This window comes from Paraburkholderia sp. RL17-347-BIC-D, assembly GCF_046027915.1.
Classification (GTDB): domain Bacteria; phylum Pseudomonadota; class Gammaproteobacteria; order Burkholderiales; family Burkholderiaceae; genus Paraburkholderia.
Genome location: NZ_JARESS010000001.1, coordinates 673,732 through 693,351, shown reverse-complemented (window position 1 = coordinate 693,351; position 19,620 = coordinate 673,732). Strand labels below are relative to the sequence as shown.

The following is a 19,620-nucleotide window of genomic DNA, read 5'->3' as shown; positions in this document are numbered from 1 at the left end:
ATCGATGCGCGAAAGCAAGCGCCAGCAGGTCGTGGACAAGGCCACCGAACTCTTCTCGAAGCACGGCTTTCACCCTGTCGGCGTGGACTGGATCATCGACGATTCGGGCGTCGCCAGAATGACCTTGTACCGGCACTTCGCGGGCAAGGACGATCTCGTCAGGGAAGTGCTGGAACAGCGCTACGACTACATCGTCGAAAGCGTGGGGCAGCGTGTTCAAAGTGTGGGCGAACCGCTTGCGCGCGTGAAAGCGATATTCGACTGGTACGAAGCCTGGTTCCGCACGCCGGAGTTCGCCGGTTGTCTGTTCGAGCGCGCTCTCGCCGAATTCGGCACGTCCTACCCGAAGGTCTCCGAAGTCGCGATCCGTTACCGCGAAAAAATGGTGGACTGGATCGACGAGATCCTGCGCGACATCTTGCCGCCGGACACGGCGCGGCATTTCGCCAGCGTGTGCATGATGCTGCTCGACGGCGCGACGGTCGAAGCGCGCGCGTTCAACGATCCGTCTTCAGCCAAGCGCGCCTGGCAGGCGGTCGAATTGATGCTGAGCCGGAGCAAGGTGGCGTCGTCCTGAGCGATTGTTTAGGCGCCAGCAACAGTGTTTTCAGATGGTGAGGCTGATCTCTTACGCGTGATTGCGGATAATTTCATGATTGGTTAATCCGCAAAAATGTGCAGGTGATACATGTTCAATACTGTCGCAGGCCGCATGCCCGAACGGGAGGGCGCAACCGGCGCGCCCGTGGCGCGAAACGCTTTGTCGAGACGGGCGCGCGCCTTCATTGCGGCCGTGGCGGCGTGCGCGAGCCTCGTGGGCTGCGCCAGCTCCAGCGACGTGGTCGCCACCAGCAAAGCCAATACTTATACGGTCGCGGCAAGCGCAACCGGCGGACGCCTCGCCTGGGCCCGCGCGCACGAGCACGCCATGAACGAGGCGCGCGATTACTGCGAGCGTCGCGGTATGCAGACCAGCGTGACGACGGAAACCGTCAGCGGCGTCCAAGGGCTGACGGAGCACGGGTCGTCCATGAGTTTCGAATGTCATCCGAAGTTCTAGCGCCGAGCCCGATCGGCCAGCCGAGTGCGGTAAATTCTGGATCGCCTTTGATTTTCAAACTTTGAAAACGGAAAGAAAGATTCGCGGCCGCGTTATTCGCGACCCATTGCCACAGTAAAAATTAACAACTGCGGCGCACTGACCCGATACAGTGCAAGTGAAAATTAACCGCAGAGCAACTCGCTCGATTAAAATCCCGCTTGATCATTCCCGCCGAAAAAAACGTATCGAACATTCTAGTTTAAGACCGCCGCGAATATCATCGTTTATGAATGCCGGCGCGCTGAATGAAGGCAATCGCAAGTACTCGCAGGCAATCCGGCATTTCAAAAGTCCGCGTGCCGAAGCTCAATAAAAAGGATTCGATTGTGATCACGGCGTCGAAACGACAGAAACATGCGGTTATCGCCTCGCGTTACGCCGCATGGACACGGCGCGCGCTGCTCGCCAGCTTTACCGTCGCGGCGCTGGGCGCCGTTCCGTGCGAAGCGGCTTATATCGTCGTCGACACCGGGCACACGCCGCAGCGGCCGGGCGCGACCGGCGCAAGCGGTCGTGTCGAATATCTCTACAACCTGGATCTGAGCGCGGCTGTCGCGCAAGACCTGCAAGCGTATGGCGATCACGTCGCGCGCACCTCCGCCGACGGCAAGGAGATCGCGCTGCAGGATCGCTCGACGCATTCGCCCGGCGCCGATCTGTTCGTGTCGATTCACCATGACTCGCTGCAGCAGGCATGGATCGATGCGGGGCGTCGCCGCGACTATCGCGGCTACGCGATCTTCGTGTCGCAACTGAATCCGCATTACGAAGAGAGCCTGCGCTGCGCGAAGGCCATCGGCGAACAGATGCTGGCCGCAGGGGAAAAGCCCTCGCTGTATCACGCCACGCCGATCAAAGGGGAGAACCGGCCATTGCTGGATCAGCGCCTTGGCATTCATCGTTTCGACGATCTGATTGTGCTGAAAATCGCGCCGATGCCCGCCGTGCTCGTCGAAGCCGGCGTGATCGCGAACCCCGACGAGGAAACCCGGCTGCGCAATCCGGCGACCATCGCGCGTATCGCGCAAGCGATCAGCAAGGGCATCGAGGCTTGCCGCTGACGCGCGTCGAGTCCGCGCGCGGCGGCGAGGACGAAACGCGTAAAGGTCCAGAACGGCCTTCGGTTACGGCACGTACAGATAACGCACGAGGTGGAAAAACACCGGCGCGGCAAAACAGATCGAGTCGACGCGGTCGAGCGCGCCGCCGTGCCCCGCGATCATCGCGCCCCAGTCTTTCGCACCGAGCGAGCGCTTGACGGCCGAGAGCACCAGTCCGCCGACAAAACCCGCCAGCACGATCGCAAGCGACATCAGAAACGCCGCGCCGAAACTGAACGGCGGCGGCTGGCGGCAGCCGGTGTGAGCGCCAATGCGGCGGAGCCGGCAAGCAGGCAACTCGGGCTTGAAAAGCCCCGTGCTCACCTGCGTGCCGCTCACACGTTCGTGTCAATCCCGATTCACTTCTTGTCGAACGTAACAAGATTCTTGTCTTTCGTATCAGCCACGAAGATCGCCAGCAGCTTCGCCGGTTCGGTATCGCTCGCGTTTTCGCTGACCGTGTGATGCACGCCGGGCTTCTCGGTCCAGTGCTCGCCGGCATGGTAGACGCGTTCTTCGCCGTTGTTCACGCGGCTGCGGATCGCGCCCGACAGCACATAGCCGACCACGAACGCCTGACCGTGCCGATGCGACGGCGACTTGGCGCCTGGCGCATAGTCGACGACGAGCGCCGTGATCGTCTTGCCGGGCACGTTGGCGATCGCCTCGGCGAACGCAGGCGTGATCGTCTCGTGCTGCGCGGTTGTGTCAGCGGCGAATGCGGACTGCGAGGTCCCCAGAATAGAAAGGCTGGCGAGTGTGGCCGCCGCGATCAGTGTGCGAATTTTCATGCTGTAACTCCTGACAAGAGATCCTGGGTTTCCTTGCTCGAATCCGACGACGCCCAGCCCGACGCCACCGCGTCGAGTTCGGCACGGGCGCGCCGAAGCGCTTCGGTACGCGCTTCGGGATCGGCAAACTGCAGCGGCTGAGCATCGACAAAGGTCGGATCAGCGACGCCGAGAAAGCCGAACGCAGCCTTCAGTGAGGGCGTGAGCGCATCCATGCCTGCGTAAGGCGAGCCCGGACGCAAATCCGCGCCGCGGCTCGTGATGAAGAGCACCTTCTGACGTGAAAGCTGACCAACCACGCGGCCGTCGTCCGCGTTCACATAGGTCAGGCCCGTACGCGTGACGCTGTCGATAAACGCCTTGAACGCGGAGGGCATCGACCAGTTGTACATGGGCATGGCGAAGACGAACGCGTCGGCGGCGAGCAGGCGTTGGCACAGCGCATCCGAGCCGGCCAGCGTCGCCTTCATGGCAGGCGTGCGATCCGGCGCGGCCGTGTAGGTGGCAATGGCGAAATCCTCAGTGACGTGCGACGGCGTGTCGATCGTCACATCCAGATAATCGACTTCGAACTGCCCGCCTTCTTCGCGCAGGCGTTCCAGAAAATAGCGGCTCAACGCGCGTGAGTTGGATCGCTCGCGTTTGGCGCTGGCGTCGACGTGCATGATCTTCATGGTTTCCGTCCTTCCATTGGTGATTTAGCGTGAGGGCAGATTAAAGGCTCGACTGGCTTTGTGAAATGACCGGTTTTGGCTAATTCAAGGTGACCACTTTTCACGCTGTCGGTAGCCGCGAAGAGGCGCGATTGTGCGCGTGACTGAAACAGTCATATGCCGAAATCGATCTTTGACAATATCTGACTTTGCAGATAAAGTTCAAGCCATCGAACAGGAGGCATGAATGAACCATTACACGCCGGAAAATTTCAGCCTGACGCAGAGCGTGGGTTTCTCGATCAACAAAGCACGTAACTTGCTGATTACTGAAATGGACACTGCGCTGAAGGATCTGGACATCACCAGTCAGCAGATGGGCATTCTGCTGTCCGTGCACTGGAACGTCGCGACCACGCCGTTCGAACTGTCGCGGCTGCTCGGCATCGACACCGGCCTGATGACGCGCATGCTCGACAAGCTGGAAGCCAGGGGGTTGCTGGAACGCTCACGCAGCATCGAAGACCGCCGCGTCGTCAACCTCGAGTTGACAAAAGAGGGCAACGCGATCGCCGTGCAGCTTCCTTCGATCGCTCCGGTGGTGCTGAACCGGCGCCTGAAGAGGTTTACGAAAGCCGAGTTCGAGGAGTTTCGCCGTCTGCTGAACAAGTTTCTCGCCGAGTAGGCGAGGCCAGCCAAACATGTCGCGGACGCTCGCGGCGTTTTTTTCAACCATATATCTGACAAGTCAGAAAATGAAACCACAGTTAATTCCACGGATAGCCGGCTCGCGGGTCGCGAAGGCTGGTGTGACGGTGATCGTCGCGGCCGTGCTCTCCGCTTGCGCGAATTACGCCGGTATCTCGAGCGACAAGCAGATGGCGCAGCCGCAGACTTACGCGACTCAACAAAGCATTCCGCAGGACAATGGTCATTGGCCCGCCGCCGATTGGGCCGACCAGTTCGGCGACGCGCAGCTGAAGGCCTTGCTTGCCGAAGCGCTGAAAGGCAATCCATCGGTCGAGCAGGCCCGCGCCCGCGTCGCAGCGGCCGCCGCGTACAGCGACACGGCGAAGGCGAGCACCCTGCCGAAAGTCCGCGCGGACTATTCGTTGACGCGCCAGCAGTATTCGGGCACGGCGCTCGTGCCGCCGCCGTACGGCGGTTCGTGGCAAACGGAGAACAAGGGCTTGCTGTCCGCGTCCTACGATCTCGATCTGTGGGGCAAGAATCGCGAAGCGCTGAAGGCTTCGCTGTCGCAGTTGCAGGCGACCCAGGCGGACGAGGAAGTCGTCAAGCTGTCCCTCACGTCGGCCACCGCGCGCGACTACAACCAGCTTGCGCGGCTCTATGCATTGCGTGACATCGCGCAGGAAGAAGTCACGCAGCGCGAACAGATCGATCGCATTACGGCCGGCCGCATTGCAACGGGCCTCGACACGCAAGTCGAACGCAAGACGGCGCAGGCGAATCTCGCCACGAGCCGCGGGACGCTCGCGTCAATCGACGGCAGCATCCTCACGACGCGCTATCAGTTGGCCGCCTTGCTCGGCGCCGGACCGGACCGTGGTCTCGCCATCGCTCGGCCGACGCTCGGCGTAGGCGACGAAGTGCGTCTGCCCGACAACCTGCCGGCCGATCTGGTGAGCCGCCGCCCGGACCTGGTCGCGGCGAAATGGCGCGTCGACGCGCTCACGCACGACGTGAAAGAGGCCAAGGCCGAGTTCTATCCCGACATCAACCTGAGCGCCGCGATCGGTCTCGACGCATTCGGTTTCGGCCGTTTCCTGACGGCGGCGAGCCGCACGGCGTCGGTCGGCCCAGCGATCCATCTGCCGATTTTCGACGGCGGTCAATTGCGCGCGCAATTGAAAGGGCGTTATGCCGATTTCGACTACGCCGTCGCCACGTATAACCAGACGCTCGTCACCGCCTTGTCCGAAGTGGCGACGCAACTCGCGCAAATCCGTTCGACGGACGAGCAGCTCACCGACGCGCAAGCCGCCCAGGAAGCCGCCCGCGGCGCCGATCAACTGGCGCTCACGCAATACAAGGCCGGCCTCACGAATCAGTTGACCGTGCTGAACGCCGACACCACCGCGCTCGCCGCGGACCAGCAGGTCGCGAATCTGAAGATGAACCGGCGCGACCAGCAGATCGCGTTGGCCGCGGCGCTCGGCGGCGGCTATGTCGACAACGCCGATTCTGTCGCCAGCAGCGGCGCCGCCGTTCCAGCAGCATCCGCCAACCCCGTCGTCGCCGCCGCTCGCTAAGGCGCCATCGCGACACTTTGCCAATCTGTCAGGACCCCCATCATGAGCGATACGATCGACACCAAGCGCGCGACGGCGGACGCGGACCAACCCGTGCAAGCCCAGGCCCCCACGAAGCGCAAACTACTGCTCTCCCTGCTCGCGGCCAGCGTCGTGCTGGCCGGCGCGGGCTACGGCGCGTACTACTTCACGACCGGCCGCTACTATCAGTCCACCGACGACGCATACGTGAGCGGCAACCTCGTGCAACTGACACCGCAAGTGAGCGGCACGGTGGTCGCGGTCAACGCGGACGACACGCAGATCGTCAAGCAGGGCGCGCCCATCGTCACCCTGGATAACGCCGACGCGAAGGTCGCACTGTCCAACGCGGAAGCGACGCTCGGCCAGACCGTGCGGCAGGTGAGCGGCCTGTACGTGAACAACGATTTCTATGCGGCGACCATCGCGCAACGTCAATCGGATCTGGCCCGCGCCAACGACGACCTGAAACGTCGTCAGGCGGTGGCCGAAACAGGCGCGGTGTCCGGCGAGGACATCGCCCACGCTCGCGACGCCGTCAGCTCCGCGCAGGCCGCGCTCGACGCCGCCCGTCAGCAGGCCGAGGCCAACCATGCGCTGACCGACCGCACGTCGATCGAACAGCATCCGAACGTGCAGGCCGCCGCCTCGAAAGTGCGCGACGCCTACCTGAGTTACGCGCGCAACACCTTGCCCGCGCCGGTGACGGGCTATGTCGCGCGCCGTTCGGTGCAGGTCGGCCAACGCGTCGCGCCGGGTAACCCGTTGATGGCGATCGTGCCGCTCGACGGCGTGTGGGTCGACGCGAACTTCAAGGAAGGCCAACTGAGGCACATGCGCATCGGCCAACCCGTCACGCTCACAGCGGACGTGTACGGCTCCAGCGTCAAGTATCACGGCCGGGTGGTGGGCTTTTCGGCAGGCACGGGCGCGGCGTTCGCCACGCTGCCCGCGCAGAACGCCACCGGCAACTGGATCAAGGTCGTGCAGCGTCTGCCGGCGCGGATCCAGCTCGATCAAAATGAATTGAATGCGCATCCGTTGCGGATCGGCCTGTCGATGCAGGTCGACGTCGACACTCACGAGGAAACCGGCGCTCAACTCGGCGCGGCGGTCAACACCTCGTATCACACGGACGTATTCGCGCAATACGGCGACGAAGCCGACGCGGAGATCGCGCGGATCATCGCGCAGAACATGCCGGCGAAACACGAGATGGCCGCGAGCACCACGCAGAAAAACGCCGCACGCAAGGCAGGCTGAACCCGCGGCCACCGAGCGCCGTTTTTTTTCGTGCATTTAACTGATAAGTCAGATTGTTTTACCGTTCCCGACAGGTGATGAAATGAATGGATCGACGAAGCCGGCCACGCTGCCGCCGCTGACTGGCGGCAAGCTGGTGCTGGCGACGCTTGCCGTGGCGCTCGCCACGTTTATGAACGTGCTGGATTCATCGATTGCGAACGTGGCGATTCCGACCATCGCCGGCAATCTCGGCGTCTCGGTGGACGAGGGCACGTGGGTGATCACGCTGTTCGCCGCCGCCAACGCCATCGCGATTCCGTTGACCGGTTGGCTCGTGCAGCGCGTCGGGCAGATCAAGTTGTTCGTGTGGGCGATTCTGTTGTTCGTGCTGTCGTCGTGGTTGTGCGGGATTGCACCCAACCTGCCGGTGTTGCTCGCCGCGCGGATTCTGCAGGGCGCGGTGGCCGGTCCATTGATTCCGCTGTCGCAAGCGATTCTGCTCGGCTCGTATCCGAAGGAAAAATCTTCGACCGCGCTCGCCTTGTGGGCGATGACCGCGACGGTCGGTCCGATTGCGGGGCCGGCGCTCGGCGGCTGGATCACCGACAGCTACTCATGGTCATGGATCTTCTACATCAACATTCCGGTGGGCCTGTTCGCGGCCGGCGTGACGTGGGCGATCTATCGCACCCGCGAAACCCCGACGAAGCGTTTGCCGATCGACAAGGTCGGCCTGCTCTCGCTGATCGCATGGGTTGGCTCGTTGCAGATCATGCTCGACAAGGGCAAGGATCTCGACTGGTTCAACTCGCCGGTGATCGTCGCCCTGACTGTGTTCGCGGCGATCAGCTTCGCGTTCTTCGTGATCTGGGAGTTGACTGAAAAGAACCCGATCGTCGACTTGCGGTTGTTCGGAAAGCGCAACTTCCTCGGCGGCACGGTTGCGATTTCAGTGGCGTACGCGGTGTTTTTCTCCAACCTCGTCCTGTTGCCGCAGTGGATGCAAGAGTATCTGAACTACCGTTCCGTCGATGCCGGTCTGGCCACCGCGCCGCTTGGCATCTTCGCCGTGATTCTCGCGCCGGTCATGGCGAAGATCATGCCGAAGTCGGATGCGCGGGTCCTGGCGACGCTGGCTTTCGTCGGTTTTGCCGGCGTGTTCTTCATGCGCTCGAACTACACCACGGGCGTGGATACATGGACGCTGGTTTTGCCGACGCTGTTGCAAGGTATCCCGACGGCCCTTTTCTTTGTGCCGCTGACCGCGATCATTTTGTCCGGCCTTGCGCCCGACCGGATTCCGGCCGCGGCGGGCCTGTCGAATTTCGCGCGGGTGTTCGCCGGCGCGGTGGGAACCTCGCTGGCTTCGACGGGATGGAACGACCGGACGATCCTGCATCATTCGCAACTCGCCGAGCAGACGAGCGTGAACAATCCGACATACACGTCGGCGCTGGATGCGCTGCAAAGTTCGCTGGGAGGCAGTCACGCCCAGGCGATGGCATTCTTCGAACGTTCGATGAATGCCCAGGCGGCCATGCTGGGACTGAACGATATTTTCTGGCTGTCGGCGGTGCTCTTCGTACTGATCATCCCGCTGATCTGGGTGACGAAGCCGGACCGCGCCAGTTCGGCGGCGGCGGCGGGAGCAGGTGGCCATTGAGGGCGGCGCAGGCGGCGAGCGGCATGGTTACCCGTATTTACTATTGCCCGTTCGCCGCCTACGATAGATTGAGGTTTCCGGCTGACGACGCACGTGATCGCCGTAGCCGAGATTCGATAACCGGCTGACAGTCCGGCTTATAAACTGACTTGCAACGGCTTCAAGGCGAACCGACGCAAGCTTTCCGACAGGCATCGTTGAAGCATGAGCGCACCGGCTCATCGCGATGACCCGAGCGGAAGACCCGGCTGCAGCGCGCAACGCTGGTTGCCAGAAAAAATACTGCGCGGTTCGAGGTCTTCCGTTGTTCCTGTGCGTCTTACGGCACCAACATCTTGCGGGAGAGCGCCATGATTCGCGCTGAACGTCGGATCGTATTCGCGGCCATCGCGGTGTTCGTCGCGCTGGGCGGCATGGCGATGGTCATTCACGGTGTGTTGTTCGACACGCGCAATTCCACGCTCTATGGCGGGGTGTTACTGGTGCTCGGCGTCGCAGTGCTGGCGCTGATGCTGACGCCGCGACCAACGGATAAGTCGTGAAGTGAGGCTCGCAACGGCCGATTGAAATATGGCCGCGCCAACCGATGTGGCGCGCCACCGGCTTTCCGGTTCGGCGCGCCCTGAGTCCTGCAGCGGCCGGCACGCAAAGCGCCGGCCGTCTTGCGCAAGCAGTTATTCCGCCGCTGCGCCGTGACTGCATCCAGCGTGATGGACGTGACCTGCCTTGCTGTCGTCCCATGCCGAGCCGAGAATGATCTTGCAGAAATTCAGCCGCTTGTAATTGGGATCTTTCATCTCGAGGACATCGGCTTTGACGTTGCCGAACGTGGTTTCGGGTTTGCTGATCGTGCCTTGCGCAAACGCATCGATGATCAGGTTCTTGAAGTCCTGCTCGCGCGGATGCGCGGCCACCACGCTGACGCGTTGCGCGTCGTCGAACTCGTGATACCGCATGCCGAGCACGTCCATTTCCACGCCCGCGGTCACCAGCGAGACGACCGGCTTCAGATGCTCGGGCACACCCGGCGTGGTGTGAAGCGCGATCGACAACCAGACCTGTTCGATGTCGTACTCGTTGACGCCGTGGCTCTTGAGAAAGTCGCGCGCGGCATTGGCGCCGTCGACTTCGAAGCGATCTGTTTTGCTGCTGTAGTCCGGCGTGAGGCCCATGTCATGAAACATCGCGCCGATGTACAGCAACTCGGGGTCGTACGCGAGGTTGCGGCGCGCTCCCGTCAACGCACCCCACAGGAACACGCGGCGCGAGTGATTGAAAAGCAGATCGTTCTCGGTGTCGCGGACCAGATCGGTTGCTGCCCTCGCGAGACGGCTGTCTGGAATGTGAATGCCGGCAATGGTCGTACTCATCGAATTTCTCCTGGACAAAGATAGTGCCTCGTGAGGCGATGGACTTCGTGTCGTTCGGGCAATGCCCGGACAGCGTTCTGGATTCGCTGTGAGCACCGCCCGGTGATGTCCAAGTATCCGTCGGAGTCGCCTCTGGGTGAGGCGCAATCGACCGGTAAAGCGTGCCAGTGATACGCCGTTTTCTGCCATCCGCGCCCGTTGCGCGGTGGCCGGTGCCTGACGAGGCGCTTGTCGCGCAACCGCCGGGTTTGATTTCGTTAGTTCACTGGCGAATATGGATCGATGGATTTGTTCGTGGTGAGATGCGTGAGAGGCGCCGAGAATCCAGTCAGTCGCGCGACAATTCTGGCATCGATATGTCGGCACAGACTAAGGCTTGTTGACACTGAAGATGAGCATCGGCCCTGATGCCTGTATTCAATCCAGTCTCTTCAGGTATTCCCATGGGTAAATCCCCTGCGCGTGGCCATCGCTGAACACGATCTGCATGCCGTAGCCCATCGGCTGCATGTCGACGATCGCGACGCGCGGCGAATCGAGTCGCGCCTCGCCCGAATGCGCGAGGCGGCGGCATGTCGAGCAAGGGCAGCGTTCTCTCAACGTTGTGTTGTCGATCGATTGCGTGCGTCCGTCATCCCACGTGAGGGACAATCGCCCGCTCGCGGCGTGGACCGTGATCCGCTGAGGGGCGTTCATCGCCGTGCGCTTTCGATTTGAGTCGAGGCGATCCGCGCCGCCTTGCGGACTTCCGGATCGGGATCCGTCGCGGCTGCCTGCAAGGCCGGCAGCGACGCTGCGTCGCCCAGTTCGCCCAGCGACAAGGCCGCTTCCTTGCGCAAATTGCTGATCGCCTGTGTCAGTAGCGACGCGACCGCCGTGCTCGTGCTCGCGTCGCGTAACTTGCCCAAAGCGCGGACCGCTTGCAGCCGGACTTGCCAGTAGTTGTCGGCAAGAGCGTCGATTAGCGCATCTCTTGCGGCCGTCGCGCGCAGTTTGCCGAGCGTGGCCGCCGCTTCTTCACGGACCTGCCACGCGGCATCGCGTAAGGCGCCGAGCAACGCGACGACAGTGTCTTCGGTCGACGCAGCGCCGATCCCCAATGCGCCGATCGCCGCGCGCCGCACGGCGGCATTCGGATCCTGCGCGGCGATGCTGGTGAGGGGTCCAAGCGCGCGCTCGCTTTTCAGCCAGCCGAGCACGCTCACGGCCTCCAGTCGCACGAGGTCTTCGCTCGCTGTCAGCGCGTCCAGCGCGGGTTCGAGTGCGCCCGCATAGCGTAACTCGCGTAGCCCGCGAAGCACCGCCTGGCGCACGAACGGATCATGGTGCGTGGTCCAGGCTACGAGCAGGGGACCCGATTGCGAGTCCTTCAAGCCGGCCAGGCTCTGCGCAGCCGCTTCGCGGACTTCATTATCAGGATCCGCCAGCGCCTCGCAGAGCGCCGCTACCGCATCGGCGCGTTCCCACGCACCGAGCACCTGAGCGGCCTGCGCGCGAACTTCCGACGACGTGTCCTGACGCAAGGCGGCGACGATCGGTTCGAGCACGGTTTCGTCCTCGAGATCGGCGAGCGCGAGCAGGGCGATGCGGCGCACCGCGGCGTCCGTGGATGTCAAACGCGGCAGCAGTTCGGCGGCTTCCGGATCGAGAGAGTCGGGGTCGAAGGTCAGCGGAAGCGAAATATCGGTCATGAATGGAGTGATGTCTGGAGTGGAACGGATCGGGCCATTACGCCGCTCAGGCAGGCGAAGCCCGTCATGCCGCCGCAGCTTCGCGCAGCAATGCGAGGCAGCGCCGCTTGATCTCGACGAATCGCGCATCGGTCGTGGTCTCGTCGTCGCGCGGACGCGGCAACGTCACGCGCAGATCGGCGACGATGCGCGCGGGCCGCTGCGAGAGCACGAGAATGCGGTCGGCGAGAAACAGCGCTTCGTCGATATCGTGCGTGACGAACAGCACGGTCGTGGGGACCTGCGTCCACACGTCGAGCAGCAAGGCCTGCATCATGCGGCGCGTTTGCGCGTCGAGCGCGCCGAACGGCTCGTCCATCAGCAGCACGCGTGGCCGGTTGATCAGCGCGCGTGCGATTTCCACGCGCTGCTGCATGCCGCCAGACAACTGTGCCGGATAGCGTGTGCCAAATCCGCTCAGGCCAACCAGATCGAGCAGATCGCTCGCTTGGCGACGCCGCTCGTCGGCGGCGAGGCCCTTCATCTTCAGGCCGAACGCGACGTTGTCGATCACGCGCTTCCACGGAAACAGTGTGTGCTGCTGAAACACGAGGCCGCGTTCCGGATGCGGCCGCAGCACTTGTTCACCGTCGACGGCGATCTCTCCCGCGCTGGCCGACACATGACCGGCGAGCGCGGTCAGCAGGGTGGATTTTCCGCATCCCGACGGTCCCAGCACGCAGACGAATTCGCCGGGTTCGACGCTGAAGTCCAGTTTATCGAGTGCGGTGAACCGCTGCTCGCGCAAACCCACTTCGACGCTCAGAGCCCGCACGTCGATGCGGCCCGCCGGTTTCGATTGCAATTGCGTACTCATCGCTGCGACGCCTCCATGCGGTACCACGGTATCAGCGCGAGGCCGGCACGCCTCACCAGCAGACTGCTGCCCATGCCCAACGCGCCGATCAGCAGCATGCCGACGACGATGTCCGCGTAGTTCTGCAACGTGTACGACTCCCATGTGAAATAGCCGATCCCGTATTGACCCGCGATCATCTCGGCGCTCACCAGACAGAACCAGGCGGTGCCCATGCCGATCGACAGCCCCGTGACGATGGCGGGTGCGGCGCCCGGCAGGATCACTTCGCTGAACAGTGCGCCGCCTCGCGTGCCGAGCGAACGCGCCGTCGCGACCAGCCGCGGATCGACGCCTTCCACGCCGTGAATCGTGTTGAGCAGGATCGGAAACAGCGCGCCGATAAAAGTGATGAACATCATGCTCATCTCCGATGAAGGAAACATCAGGATGGCGAGCGGGATCCACGCGACCGCGGGAATCGGCCGCAATACTTCGAGCGGCGGCAGCAAGGTGTCTTCGAACGCGCGATAGCGGCCGATAGCGAGCCCGAGTCCAATGCCGACGACGCTCGCCGCAACAAAGCCAACCAGCACGCGCGTGAGGCTCGACAGCAGATGCATCGGCAGCTTCGGCGAGTGGAGCAGGGCCCACGCCGCCGGCACGACATCGCTCGGCGCCGGCACATTGGCGAAGGTCACGAAGCCGAACGAGACATGATGTTCGGCGAGCACTTGCCAGATCCCCACGCACGCCAGGACGGCGGCGATCCTGGCCAACGCGCGGATAAGGCGGGCCGGTCTCCAGATCTGCTGACCGGCAGCGGCGCGCCGGATGCTTGCGGTTTGCACTGCTTCAAGAATGGCTGACATCGAGGACTCTCCTGAGTGAGGCAGGCCACGGCTTGGCGCTCAGCGCGCCGCGACGGCTTGTGTCGCGTCGGTTTTGGCGGCGGCGAAATCCACGACATTGCCGTTCACCTGTTTCGCGTAGCTATCCGCGTTTTCTTTCAGGAGGAATCCGGCGAGGTTGCCCTTGGCGTCCTTCACGTACCAGGCCTGATTGGCGAAGAGCTTCAATCCGCTCGAATGATCCTGGACGTAGACGACGCGCACTTTTTTGCCGCCTCGCTCGAGCGTATTGACCGCGGCAAACGCTTCCTGGGCGGACGCGTAGTCGCGCACCTTGCCTTCGCCATCGACCCAGACCTGCGTGACGCTGCGCAGATCGGTGATGCGCTTGCCGGTTTGCGCGTCATCGGCGACGAGCGGTTGCTTCGCGTAGTTCTTGAGCGCCGCGTCGTAGTTCAGGCCGGATTGCTTGAACGCTTCGCGGATATAGCGATCGTCGATGAAGGTGTTCACATCCAGATCGACGTCGGTCTTCTTCAGCAGCTTGAGCGTGCTGATGGCCGTGACCGTCGCCTGGCGGTATTCGGGCTTCCACGTCAGATCACGCGTTTGCAGACCGAGCGGCCCGTGGAACAGATAATTGACTTCGGCGTCGATGCCGGTCACTTTCTGGATCAGCTGACTGTACTTCTCCGGATCTTGCGCGAACAGCTGGTTGGCTTCGATCACCGCGCGCAGATACGCGACCACCACCTCCGGATAGCGCTTCGCGTAGTCCGCATCGACCAGCGTGCCGTGGAAGGTCGGCGCATGCGTCTGCGCGCCGTCGTAAATCTTGCGCGCAAAGCCGCGGAACGGGAACAGTTCGGCGAACGGCACGAAGTCGGCATGGGCGTCGATCTTATGCGCTTTTAGCGCGCTGCCTGCCACTTCCGGCGACTGCGTGATGATGTTCACGTCGGTGTCGGGATTCCAGCCTTGTGCCTTCACGGCCCGCAACAGCATGCCGTGCGCTGCCGAGGCGAACGGCACCGAGATCGTCTTGCCTTTCAGGTCGGCGACCGAGCGGATCGGCGAGTCGTCCGGCACGACAATGCCGTTGCCGCTACCCTCGATGCTGCCTGAGAGCACGGTAATGAACACGCTCTTCTTACCCGCCTTCTGGAAGGCCGTGCCGTTCAATGAACCAGGAAAGTCCGCCATCGATCCGAAATCGAGCTTGCCCGCGACCATCTCATTGGTGATCGGCGCGCCGGACGTGAAGTCTTTCCATTGCACGTCGTATTTGACGTCCTTGTACTTGCCGTCGTGCGGCAGATACTTGTCGAGCAGATTCAGTTCGCGGATCAGCAGGCCGCCGGTGGCGCAATTGATCGTCGTGTCCTGAGTGCCGATCGCAATGCGGATGGTCTCGGCACGCGCCGCGCCGGCGGTGAACGCCAGCAGGCCGCTCGCGAGGAGCGTCGTGGCAAGCAGATGACGGATATTCATGAGTTAAACCCCGGTTGATAAGCGGCCGTGTTTCAAAGTGGATGGTTCGTCGCGATGCTTCGTCGTTACCGCAGCAGATAGGGAATCTCGACCCTGACCGCATCGGTCGGGCAATCTTTTTCGCAAGGCATGCAGTACCAGCATTCGTCGAACTTCATATAGGCCTTGCCCTTGCTCAGATCGATCGCGAGCAGGTCGAGCGGGCAGACATCCACGCAGACCGTGCAGCCTTTGTCGGCAATGCACTTGTCCTCGTCGATCGTGACGGGTGCGGCGCTGCGCTGGAAAATGTTGTGCGGTGTCGTCGGCATGGTGGTTCCTCAGGCGTCGGCAAGCGCGGGTTCGCCGATGCGCAAGTTCTGATAGGCGTGACTGTCGTGAGCGTCGAGTGGCACCACGTAGGGTTCGACGGCGCGTTTTTCGCTGCTCATGCGACCCGTTGCGTCCTTGCGCAGATGCGTGTGGCAAAACCAACCCGCGTCGTTGCGCTGCGGATAGTCGACCCGATGGTGGTACAGCCCCCAGCGGCTCTCCGTGCGATACAGCGATGCGTGCGCGGCCATTTCGGCGCAATCGCGAATCGCCCGCACTTCGGCGGCGCGCATCAGTTCGTGCGGATTGTCGGCCTTGATCCGGCCGATGTCGTCGGCGATCTCGGCAAAGCGCTGCTGGCCGATTTCCATCTTGCGCGTGACTTTCGGCGGTTGCAGATAGTCGTTCACCATGCGGCGCAGCTTGTATTCGACCTGCGCCGGCGCGAGCCCGGTGTCCCGTTCGAGCGGGGCGTAGATGCGTGAGCGCTCAGCTTCGATCTGCTCGTCGTCCAGCGCGGCATGCTCGCGGCCCTCGATGTATTGCGCGGCGTTGTGGCCGGCGAACCAGCCATAGGTAAACGCGCCGAGCATGTAGTTGTGCGGCACGGCCGCCATGTCGCCGGCAGCATAGAGACCCGCAACCGTAGTTTCCGCGCGCGCGTTCACGTACACGCCGGATGCGCTATGACCGCTGCAAAAGCCGATCTCGGAGATGTGCATCTCGATCATCTGCTCGCGATAGTCGGTGCCGCGTCCCGCATGAAAACGTCCGCGGCTCGGGCGCTCGTTCGTATGCAGAATCTGCTCGATGGTCTGAATGGTTTCTTCCGCGAGATGGTCGAGCTTCAGAAACACGGGGCCATTGCCGCTCTGCAGTTCCTGATAGAACTCCCACATCATCTGCCCGCTCCAGTAATCGCATTCGATAAAGCGTTCACCCTTGCCGTTGGCCGTAAAACCGCCGAGCGGTCCCGTCACGTAGGCGCAGGCCGGGCCGTTGTAGTCCTTGATCAGTGGGTTGATCTGGAAGCACTCGAGGTTCGCCAGCGCGGCGCCGGCGTGATAGGCCATCGCGTAGCCGTCGCCGGCGTTGGTGGGGTTCTCGTAAGTGCCCATCAGATATCCCGACGACGGCAAGCCGAGCCGGCCCGCCGCGCCGCAGCAGAGGATCACCGCCTTGGCGCGCACCACGTAGAAATCGGCCGTGCGGCAATCGAAGCCCAGCACGCCGCAGGCGCGCCCTTGCGCATCGGTCAACACGCGAGTGACAACGATCCGATTGGTGATCGCAATGCGCGCGCGTTTGAGCTGGCGGTACAGCACTTTCTTGATGTCGTGGCCTTCCGGCATCGGCAGGACATAAGAGCCCATGTGATGCACTTTCTTGACGGCATAGTCGCCAGTGCCGTCTTTTTCGAACTTCACGCCCCAGCGGTCCAGTTCCTCGATGGTCTTGAAGCTGTGCCGCGCGTAAGCGTAGACGGCCGACTGATCGACGATGCCGTCGTTTGCGATGGTGATTTCGCGCGTGTATTGCTCGGGTGTCGCGTGACCGGGGATGATGGCGTTGTTCAGGCCATCCATCCCCATCGAAATCGCGCCGCTGCGCTTGACGTTGGCCTTTTCCAGCAGCAGTACCTTGAGGTTCGGGTTCTGTTCCTTGGCCTTGACGGCAGCCATAGGGCCGGCCGTGCCGCCGCCCACGACGATCAGGTCGTACTCGATCACATGTGTATTCATTTCGTCTTCCTTGTGCTCTTCTTCTCTTTCTGACGATCGATGCGGAAGCGGTACTGGAATGCATCGCCGCGGAAATAGAGGTATTCGTAGTCGATCGGCGTGCCGTCCGCGCTATGGGTGAGACGTTCGATCCGCAGCACCGGGCTGCCTTCCTCGACGTTCAATGCTTCGACGATGTCTTCGTCGGCGAGAATGGCGTCGATGGAGACGTCCGCGTGGCCGAGCGGCACGGCGCAATCGTTCTCGAGAATCAGAAAGATGTCGCGCGTGACGAGGTCCGCATTGGCGAGGCGCTTGCCCAAAGCTTCGGGCACCCATGTGATTTCCAGCGACACCGGTTCGCGATTGAGCAGGCGCACGCGGTGGATCTCGGCCACTTTCGCGCCTTCGGGCAACTCAAGGCGCTGAGCGATCTGGGCGGTGGCCGGAATGAAACGGATGTGCTTGAGCTGGTTGACGATTTCATAGCCCATCGACGACATCGCTTCGGCGAAGCCCTGCAGCGCGCTGACGTTCTGGAATGCTTTCGGCTTGGAGACGAAGGTGCCCTTGCCGTGCAGCTTGAAAACGAGGCCTTCCTTCTGCAGATCGCCGAGGGCTTGCCGCACGGTGATGCGGCTGACGTCGAACATCGCGCACAGATCGTTTTCGGAGGGCATCTGCGAATGGGCCGCATACGTGCCATTGAGAATGCGCGCGCGCAACTCCGTCTTGATCTGCTCGTAGAGCGGAGCAGCGGCAAGCGGCAGCACGTTGGCGAGGTCGGGTTTCGTCATGGTTTTGCGGGGTTGTCTGTACTTGTTATGACAAGTTGAATCACAGTCTAGTGATGGAGTCGTGCCGGGCGAACGAAGATTTTGTGCTTTGTATTTCTTCTGGGGCGCATTTGGGATGGATGCCGGCGCGCATCCGCGCGGCACGGCGCCCCGGAGTGGGAATGACCCGCGAATCGGCCGCAAGCAGCCGCGGCGAAGCGCGATTAAACTGGCTCGACCTATTCGCAATGGAGAGCGGCACATGTCACGTCAGCTTCGCCTCGGCGCCTTCATGCGTCCCACGACGATTCATACCGGCGCATGGCGCTATCCCGGCGCCTATCCGGACGCCAACTTCAATTTCGGCCATCTGAAGCGTTTTGCGCAGACGCTCGAACGCGGCCGCTTCGACGCGTTCTTCATGGCCGACCATCTCGCGGTGCTCAATATGCCGCTGGATGCGCTCAAGCATAGCCACACGGTCACTTCGTTCGAGCCGCTGACGCTGTTGCCCGCGCTGGCGGCGGTAACCGAAAGGCTAGGGCTGGTCGCCACCGCGTCCACCACGTTCGACGCGCCTTATCACGTCGCCCGGCGTTTCGCCTCGCTCGATCACATCAGCGGCGGCCGCGCGGGATGGAATCTCGTGACGACGTCGAACCCGGACGCCGCGCTCAATTTCGGCCTCGACGAGCATGTCGAGCATGACGAACGCTATCGGCGTGCCCGCGAGTTCTTCGATGTGGTCACCGGCCTGTGGGACAGTTGGGCCGACGACGCCTTTATCCGCGATACGGCAACCGGTACCTACTTCGATCCGCAGAAACTGCATGTGCTGAATTACAAGAGCGACAACTTCTCCGTGCGCGGACCGTTGAATATCGCGCGCCCCGTTCAGGGCTGGCCGGTCATCGTGCAGGCCGGTTCATCCGAAGCGGGGCGGCAGATCGCGGCTGAAACCGCCGAGGTGGTGTTCACCGCGCAAAGCAATCTGGCTGACGGAAAGCGCTTCTACGCCGATGTGAAAGGCCGCATGGAGAAACTCGGTCGGCAGCGCGATCACATGAAGATCTTGCCGGCCGCCTTCGTCGTGGTGGGCGATACGCTGGACGAGGCGCAGGAGACGCGCGCGCGACTCGACACGTTCGTGCACTACGAGAGCGGCCTCGCTTCGTTGTCGATTGCATTGGGGCACGATGTGTCCGGCTTCGATCCGAACGGTCCATTGCCGGAAATCCCCGAAACCAATGCGAGCCGTACGGCACGGCAAAGAGTGGTCGAATGGGCGCAGCGTGATGGCCTGACGATTCGCCAGCTCGCGCAGCGCATTGGCGGCTACTCGGGACTTGAGATGGTCGGCACGGCTGCGATGATCGCGGATCAGATGGAGCAGTGGTTGGTGGAGGAGGGCTCGGACGGGTTCAATGTGATGTTCTCGCACCTTCCCGCCGGCCTCGATGACTTCGTCGATAAAGTCATTCCTGAATTGCAGAAGCGAGGGCTGTTCCGGCGCGAGTATGAAGGCGTGACGCTGCGCGAGAATCTCGGTTTGCCGCGGCCTGAAAACCGGTTTTTTCCCGCGTGATGTGAGCCGCTCCTGGCAACGCGGGCATTCCAGCGCCGGCGATATGACTTTCGCCGCTTAGCACCTGAGAATTGCTTCGTTTGTTCTGTCCGGCAGCGTTGGTAGAGTGAGTGGCTCACGCGCAAGAAAGAACGTCGATC

Annotated in this window: 20 protein-coding genes and 1 pseudogene; 9 read left to right on the top strand and 12 right to left on the bottom strand. The window is 62.4% G+C overall.

All coding sequences use genetic code 11. From position 1 onward, the window contains the following. Positions 1-4: 4 nt before the first annotated feature. From P0D96_RS03230 to P0D96_RS03220, 3 genes are all read left to right on the top strand, one after another. Positions 5-577: a TetR/AcrR family transcriptional regulator gene (locus P0D96_RS03230; RefSeq protein ID WP_408311598.1), complete on the top strand. Its 573-nt coding sequence runs from the start codon at positions 5-7 to the stop codon at positions 575-577. Positions 578-688: 111 nt separating this feature from the next. Then, positions 689-1,060: a hypothetical protein gene (locus P0D96_RS03225; protein ID WP_408291324.1), complete on the top strand. Its 372-nt coding sequence runs from the start codon at positions 689-691 to the stop codon at positions 1,058-1,060. A 287-nt stretch (positions 1,061-1,347) separates the two neighbouring features. Next, a complete protein-coding gene (locus P0D96_RS03220) occupies positions 1,348-2,163 on the top strand; it encodes an N-acetylmuramoyl-L-alanine amidase family protein (RefSeq protein ID WP_408311595.1) in 816 nt (271 codons plus the stop codon). Positions 2,164-2,226: 63 nt separating this feature from the next. Here the strand turns inward: P0D96_RS03220 and P0D96_RS03215 are convergent. The 3 genes and pseudogenes from P0D96_RS03215 to P0D96_RS03205 all read right to left on the bottom strand — a co-directional run. Further along, positions 2,227-2,442: pseudogene (locus tag P0D96_RS03215) on the bottom strand (phosphatidate cytidylyltransferase); the annotation flags it as partial. A 119-nt stretch (positions 2,443-2,561) separates the two neighbouring features. Further along, positions 2,562-2,993, bottom strand: coding sequence for a cupin domain-containing protein (locus P0D96_RS03210; protein ID WP_408311592.1), 432 nt, complete (start codon positions 2,991-2,993; stop codon positions 2,562-2,564). Then, positions 2,990-3,667 carry an FMN-dependent NADH-azoreductase gene (locus P0D96_RS03205; protein WP_408311589.1) on the bottom strand — a complete coding sequence of 226 codons (678 nt, stop codon included), beginning with the start codon at positions 3,665-3,667 and terminating at the stop codon, positions 2,990-2,992. Before P0D96_RS03205 ends, P0D96_RS03210 begins: the two co-directional genes overlap by 4 nt. Positions 3,668-3,893: 226 nt before the next feature. On the opposite strand from P0D96_RS03205, the gene P0D96_RS03200 reads away from it, so the two are divergent. The 5 genes from P0D96_RS03200 (at position 3,894) to P0D96_RS03180 (ending at position 9,390) form a co-directional block, all read left to right on the top strand. Beyond that, positions 3,894-4,331 (top strand): MarR family winged helix-turn-helix transcriptional regulator, encoded by a 438-nt coding sequence (locus P0D96_RS03200; RefSeq protein WP_408176879.1) that lies wholly within the window; start codon positions 3,894-3,896, stop codon positions 4,329-4,331. Positions 4,332-4,401: 70 nt separating this feature from the next. Further along, positions 4,402-5,919, top strand: coding sequence for an efflux transporter outer membrane subunit (locus tag P0D96_RS03195; protein ID WP_408311586.1), 1,518 nt, complete (start codon positions 4,402-4,404; stop codon positions 5,917-5,919). Positions 5,920-5,961: 42 nt separating this feature from the next. After that, positions 5,962-7,203 (top strand): HlyD family secretion protein, encoded by a 1,242-nt coding sequence (locus P0D96_RS03190; protein WP_408311583.1) that lies wholly within the window; start codon positions 5,962-5,964, stop codon positions 7,201-7,203. A gap of 82 nt (positions 7,204-7,285) precedes the next feature. Then, positions 7,286-8,848: a DHA2 family efflux MFS transporter permease subunit gene (locus tag P0D96_RS03185; protein ID WP_408176875.1), complete on the top strand. Its 1,563-nt coding sequence runs from the start codon at positions 7,286-7,288 to the stop codon at positions 8,846-8,848. 350 nt (positions 8,849-9,198) lie between these two features. Beyond that, positions 9,199-9,390 (top strand): DUF2964 family protein, encoded by a 192-nt coding sequence (locus P0D96_RS03180; protein WP_132374589.1) that lies wholly within the window; start codon positions 9,199-9,201, stop codon positions 9,388-9,390. Between the two features lie 132 nt (positions 9,391-9,522). Here P0D96_RS03180 and P0D96_RS03175 read toward each other — a convergent pair whose 3' ends face one another. The 9 genes from P0D96_RS03175 to P0D96_RS03135 all read right to left on the bottom strand — a co-directional run bounded on the left by P0D96_RS03175 (position 9,523) and on the right by P0D96_RS03135 (position 17,916). Then, on the bottom strand, positions 9,523-10,218 hold the full coding sequence (locus tag P0D96_RS03175; protein ID WP_408176874.1) for an HD domain-containing protein: 696 nt from the start codon (positions 10,216-10,218) through the stop codon (positions 9,523-9,525). Between the two features lie 417 nt (positions 10,219-10,635). After that, positions 10,636-10,914 carry a DUF971 domain-containing protein gene (locus tag P0D96_RS03170; RefSeq protein ID WP_408176873.1) on the bottom strand — a complete coding sequence of 93 codons (279 nt, stop codon included), beginning with the start codon at positions 10,912-10,914 and terminating at the stop codon, positions 10,636-10,638. After that, a complete protein-coding gene (locus P0D96_RS03165; protein ID WP_408311578.1) occupies positions 10,911-11,909 on the bottom strand; it encodes a HEAT repeat domain-containing protein in 999 nt (332 codons plus the stop codon). The genes P0D96_RS03170 and P0D96_RS03165 overlap by 4 nt, the downstream gene beginning before the upstream one ends. Positions 11,910-11,973: 64 nt before the next feature. Next, positions 11,974-12,765 carry an ABC transporter ATP-binding protein gene (locus P0D96_RS03160; RefSeq protein WP_408311575.1) on the bottom strand — a complete coding sequence of 264 codons (792 nt, stop codon included), beginning with the start codon at positions 12,763-12,765 and terminating at the stop codon, positions 11,974-11,976. After that, a complete protein-coding gene (locus P0D96_RS03155; protein WP_408311572.1) occupies positions 12,762-13,616 on the bottom strand; it encodes an ABC transporter permease in 855 nt (284 codons plus the stop codon). The genes P0D96_RS03160 and P0D96_RS03155 overlap by 4 nt, the downstream gene beginning before the upstream one ends. 39 nt (positions 13,617-13,655) lie before the next feature. Next, positions 13,656-15,086, bottom strand: a complete 1,431-nt coding sequence (locus tag P0D96_RS03150) for an ABC transporter substrate-binding protein (protein ID WP_408311569.1) — start codon at positions 15,084-15,086, stop codon at positions 13,656-13,658. 65 nt (positions 15,087-15,151) lie between these two features. Further along, on the bottom strand, positions 15,152-15,397 hold the full coding sequence (locus P0D96_RS03145) for a 4Fe-4S dicluster domain-containing protein (RefSeq protein WP_132374582.1): 246 nt from the start codon (positions 15,395-15,397) through the stop codon (positions 15,152-15,154). Positions 15,398-15,406: 9 nt separating this feature from the next. Further along, entirely contained in the window at positions 15,407-17,140 is a 1,734-nt protein-coding gene (locus P0D96_RS03140) for a fumarate reductase/succinate dehydrogenase flavoprotein subunit (RefSeq protein WP_408311564.1), read from the bottom strand. Beyond that, positions 17,137-17,916 (bottom strand): GntR family transcriptional regulator, encoded by a 780-nt coding sequence (locus P0D96_RS03135; protein ID WP_408291297.1) that lies wholly within the window; start codon positions 17,914-17,916, stop codon positions 17,137-17,139. The genes P0D96_RS03140 and P0D96_RS03135 overlap by 4 nt, the downstream gene beginning before the upstream one ends. Positions 17,917-18,157: 241 nt before the next feature. Between P0D96_RS03135 and P0D96_RS03130 the strand changes: the two genes are divergently transcribed. Then, the gene (locus P0D96_RS03130) at positions 18,158-19,480 is read left to right on the top strand and encodes an LLM class flavin-dependent oxidoreductase (RefSeq protein WP_408311561.1); all 1,323 of its coding nucleotides are present in this window, start codon (positions 18,158-18,160) and stop codon (positions 19,478-19,480) included. Positions 19,481-19,620 lie beyond the last annotated feature (140 nt).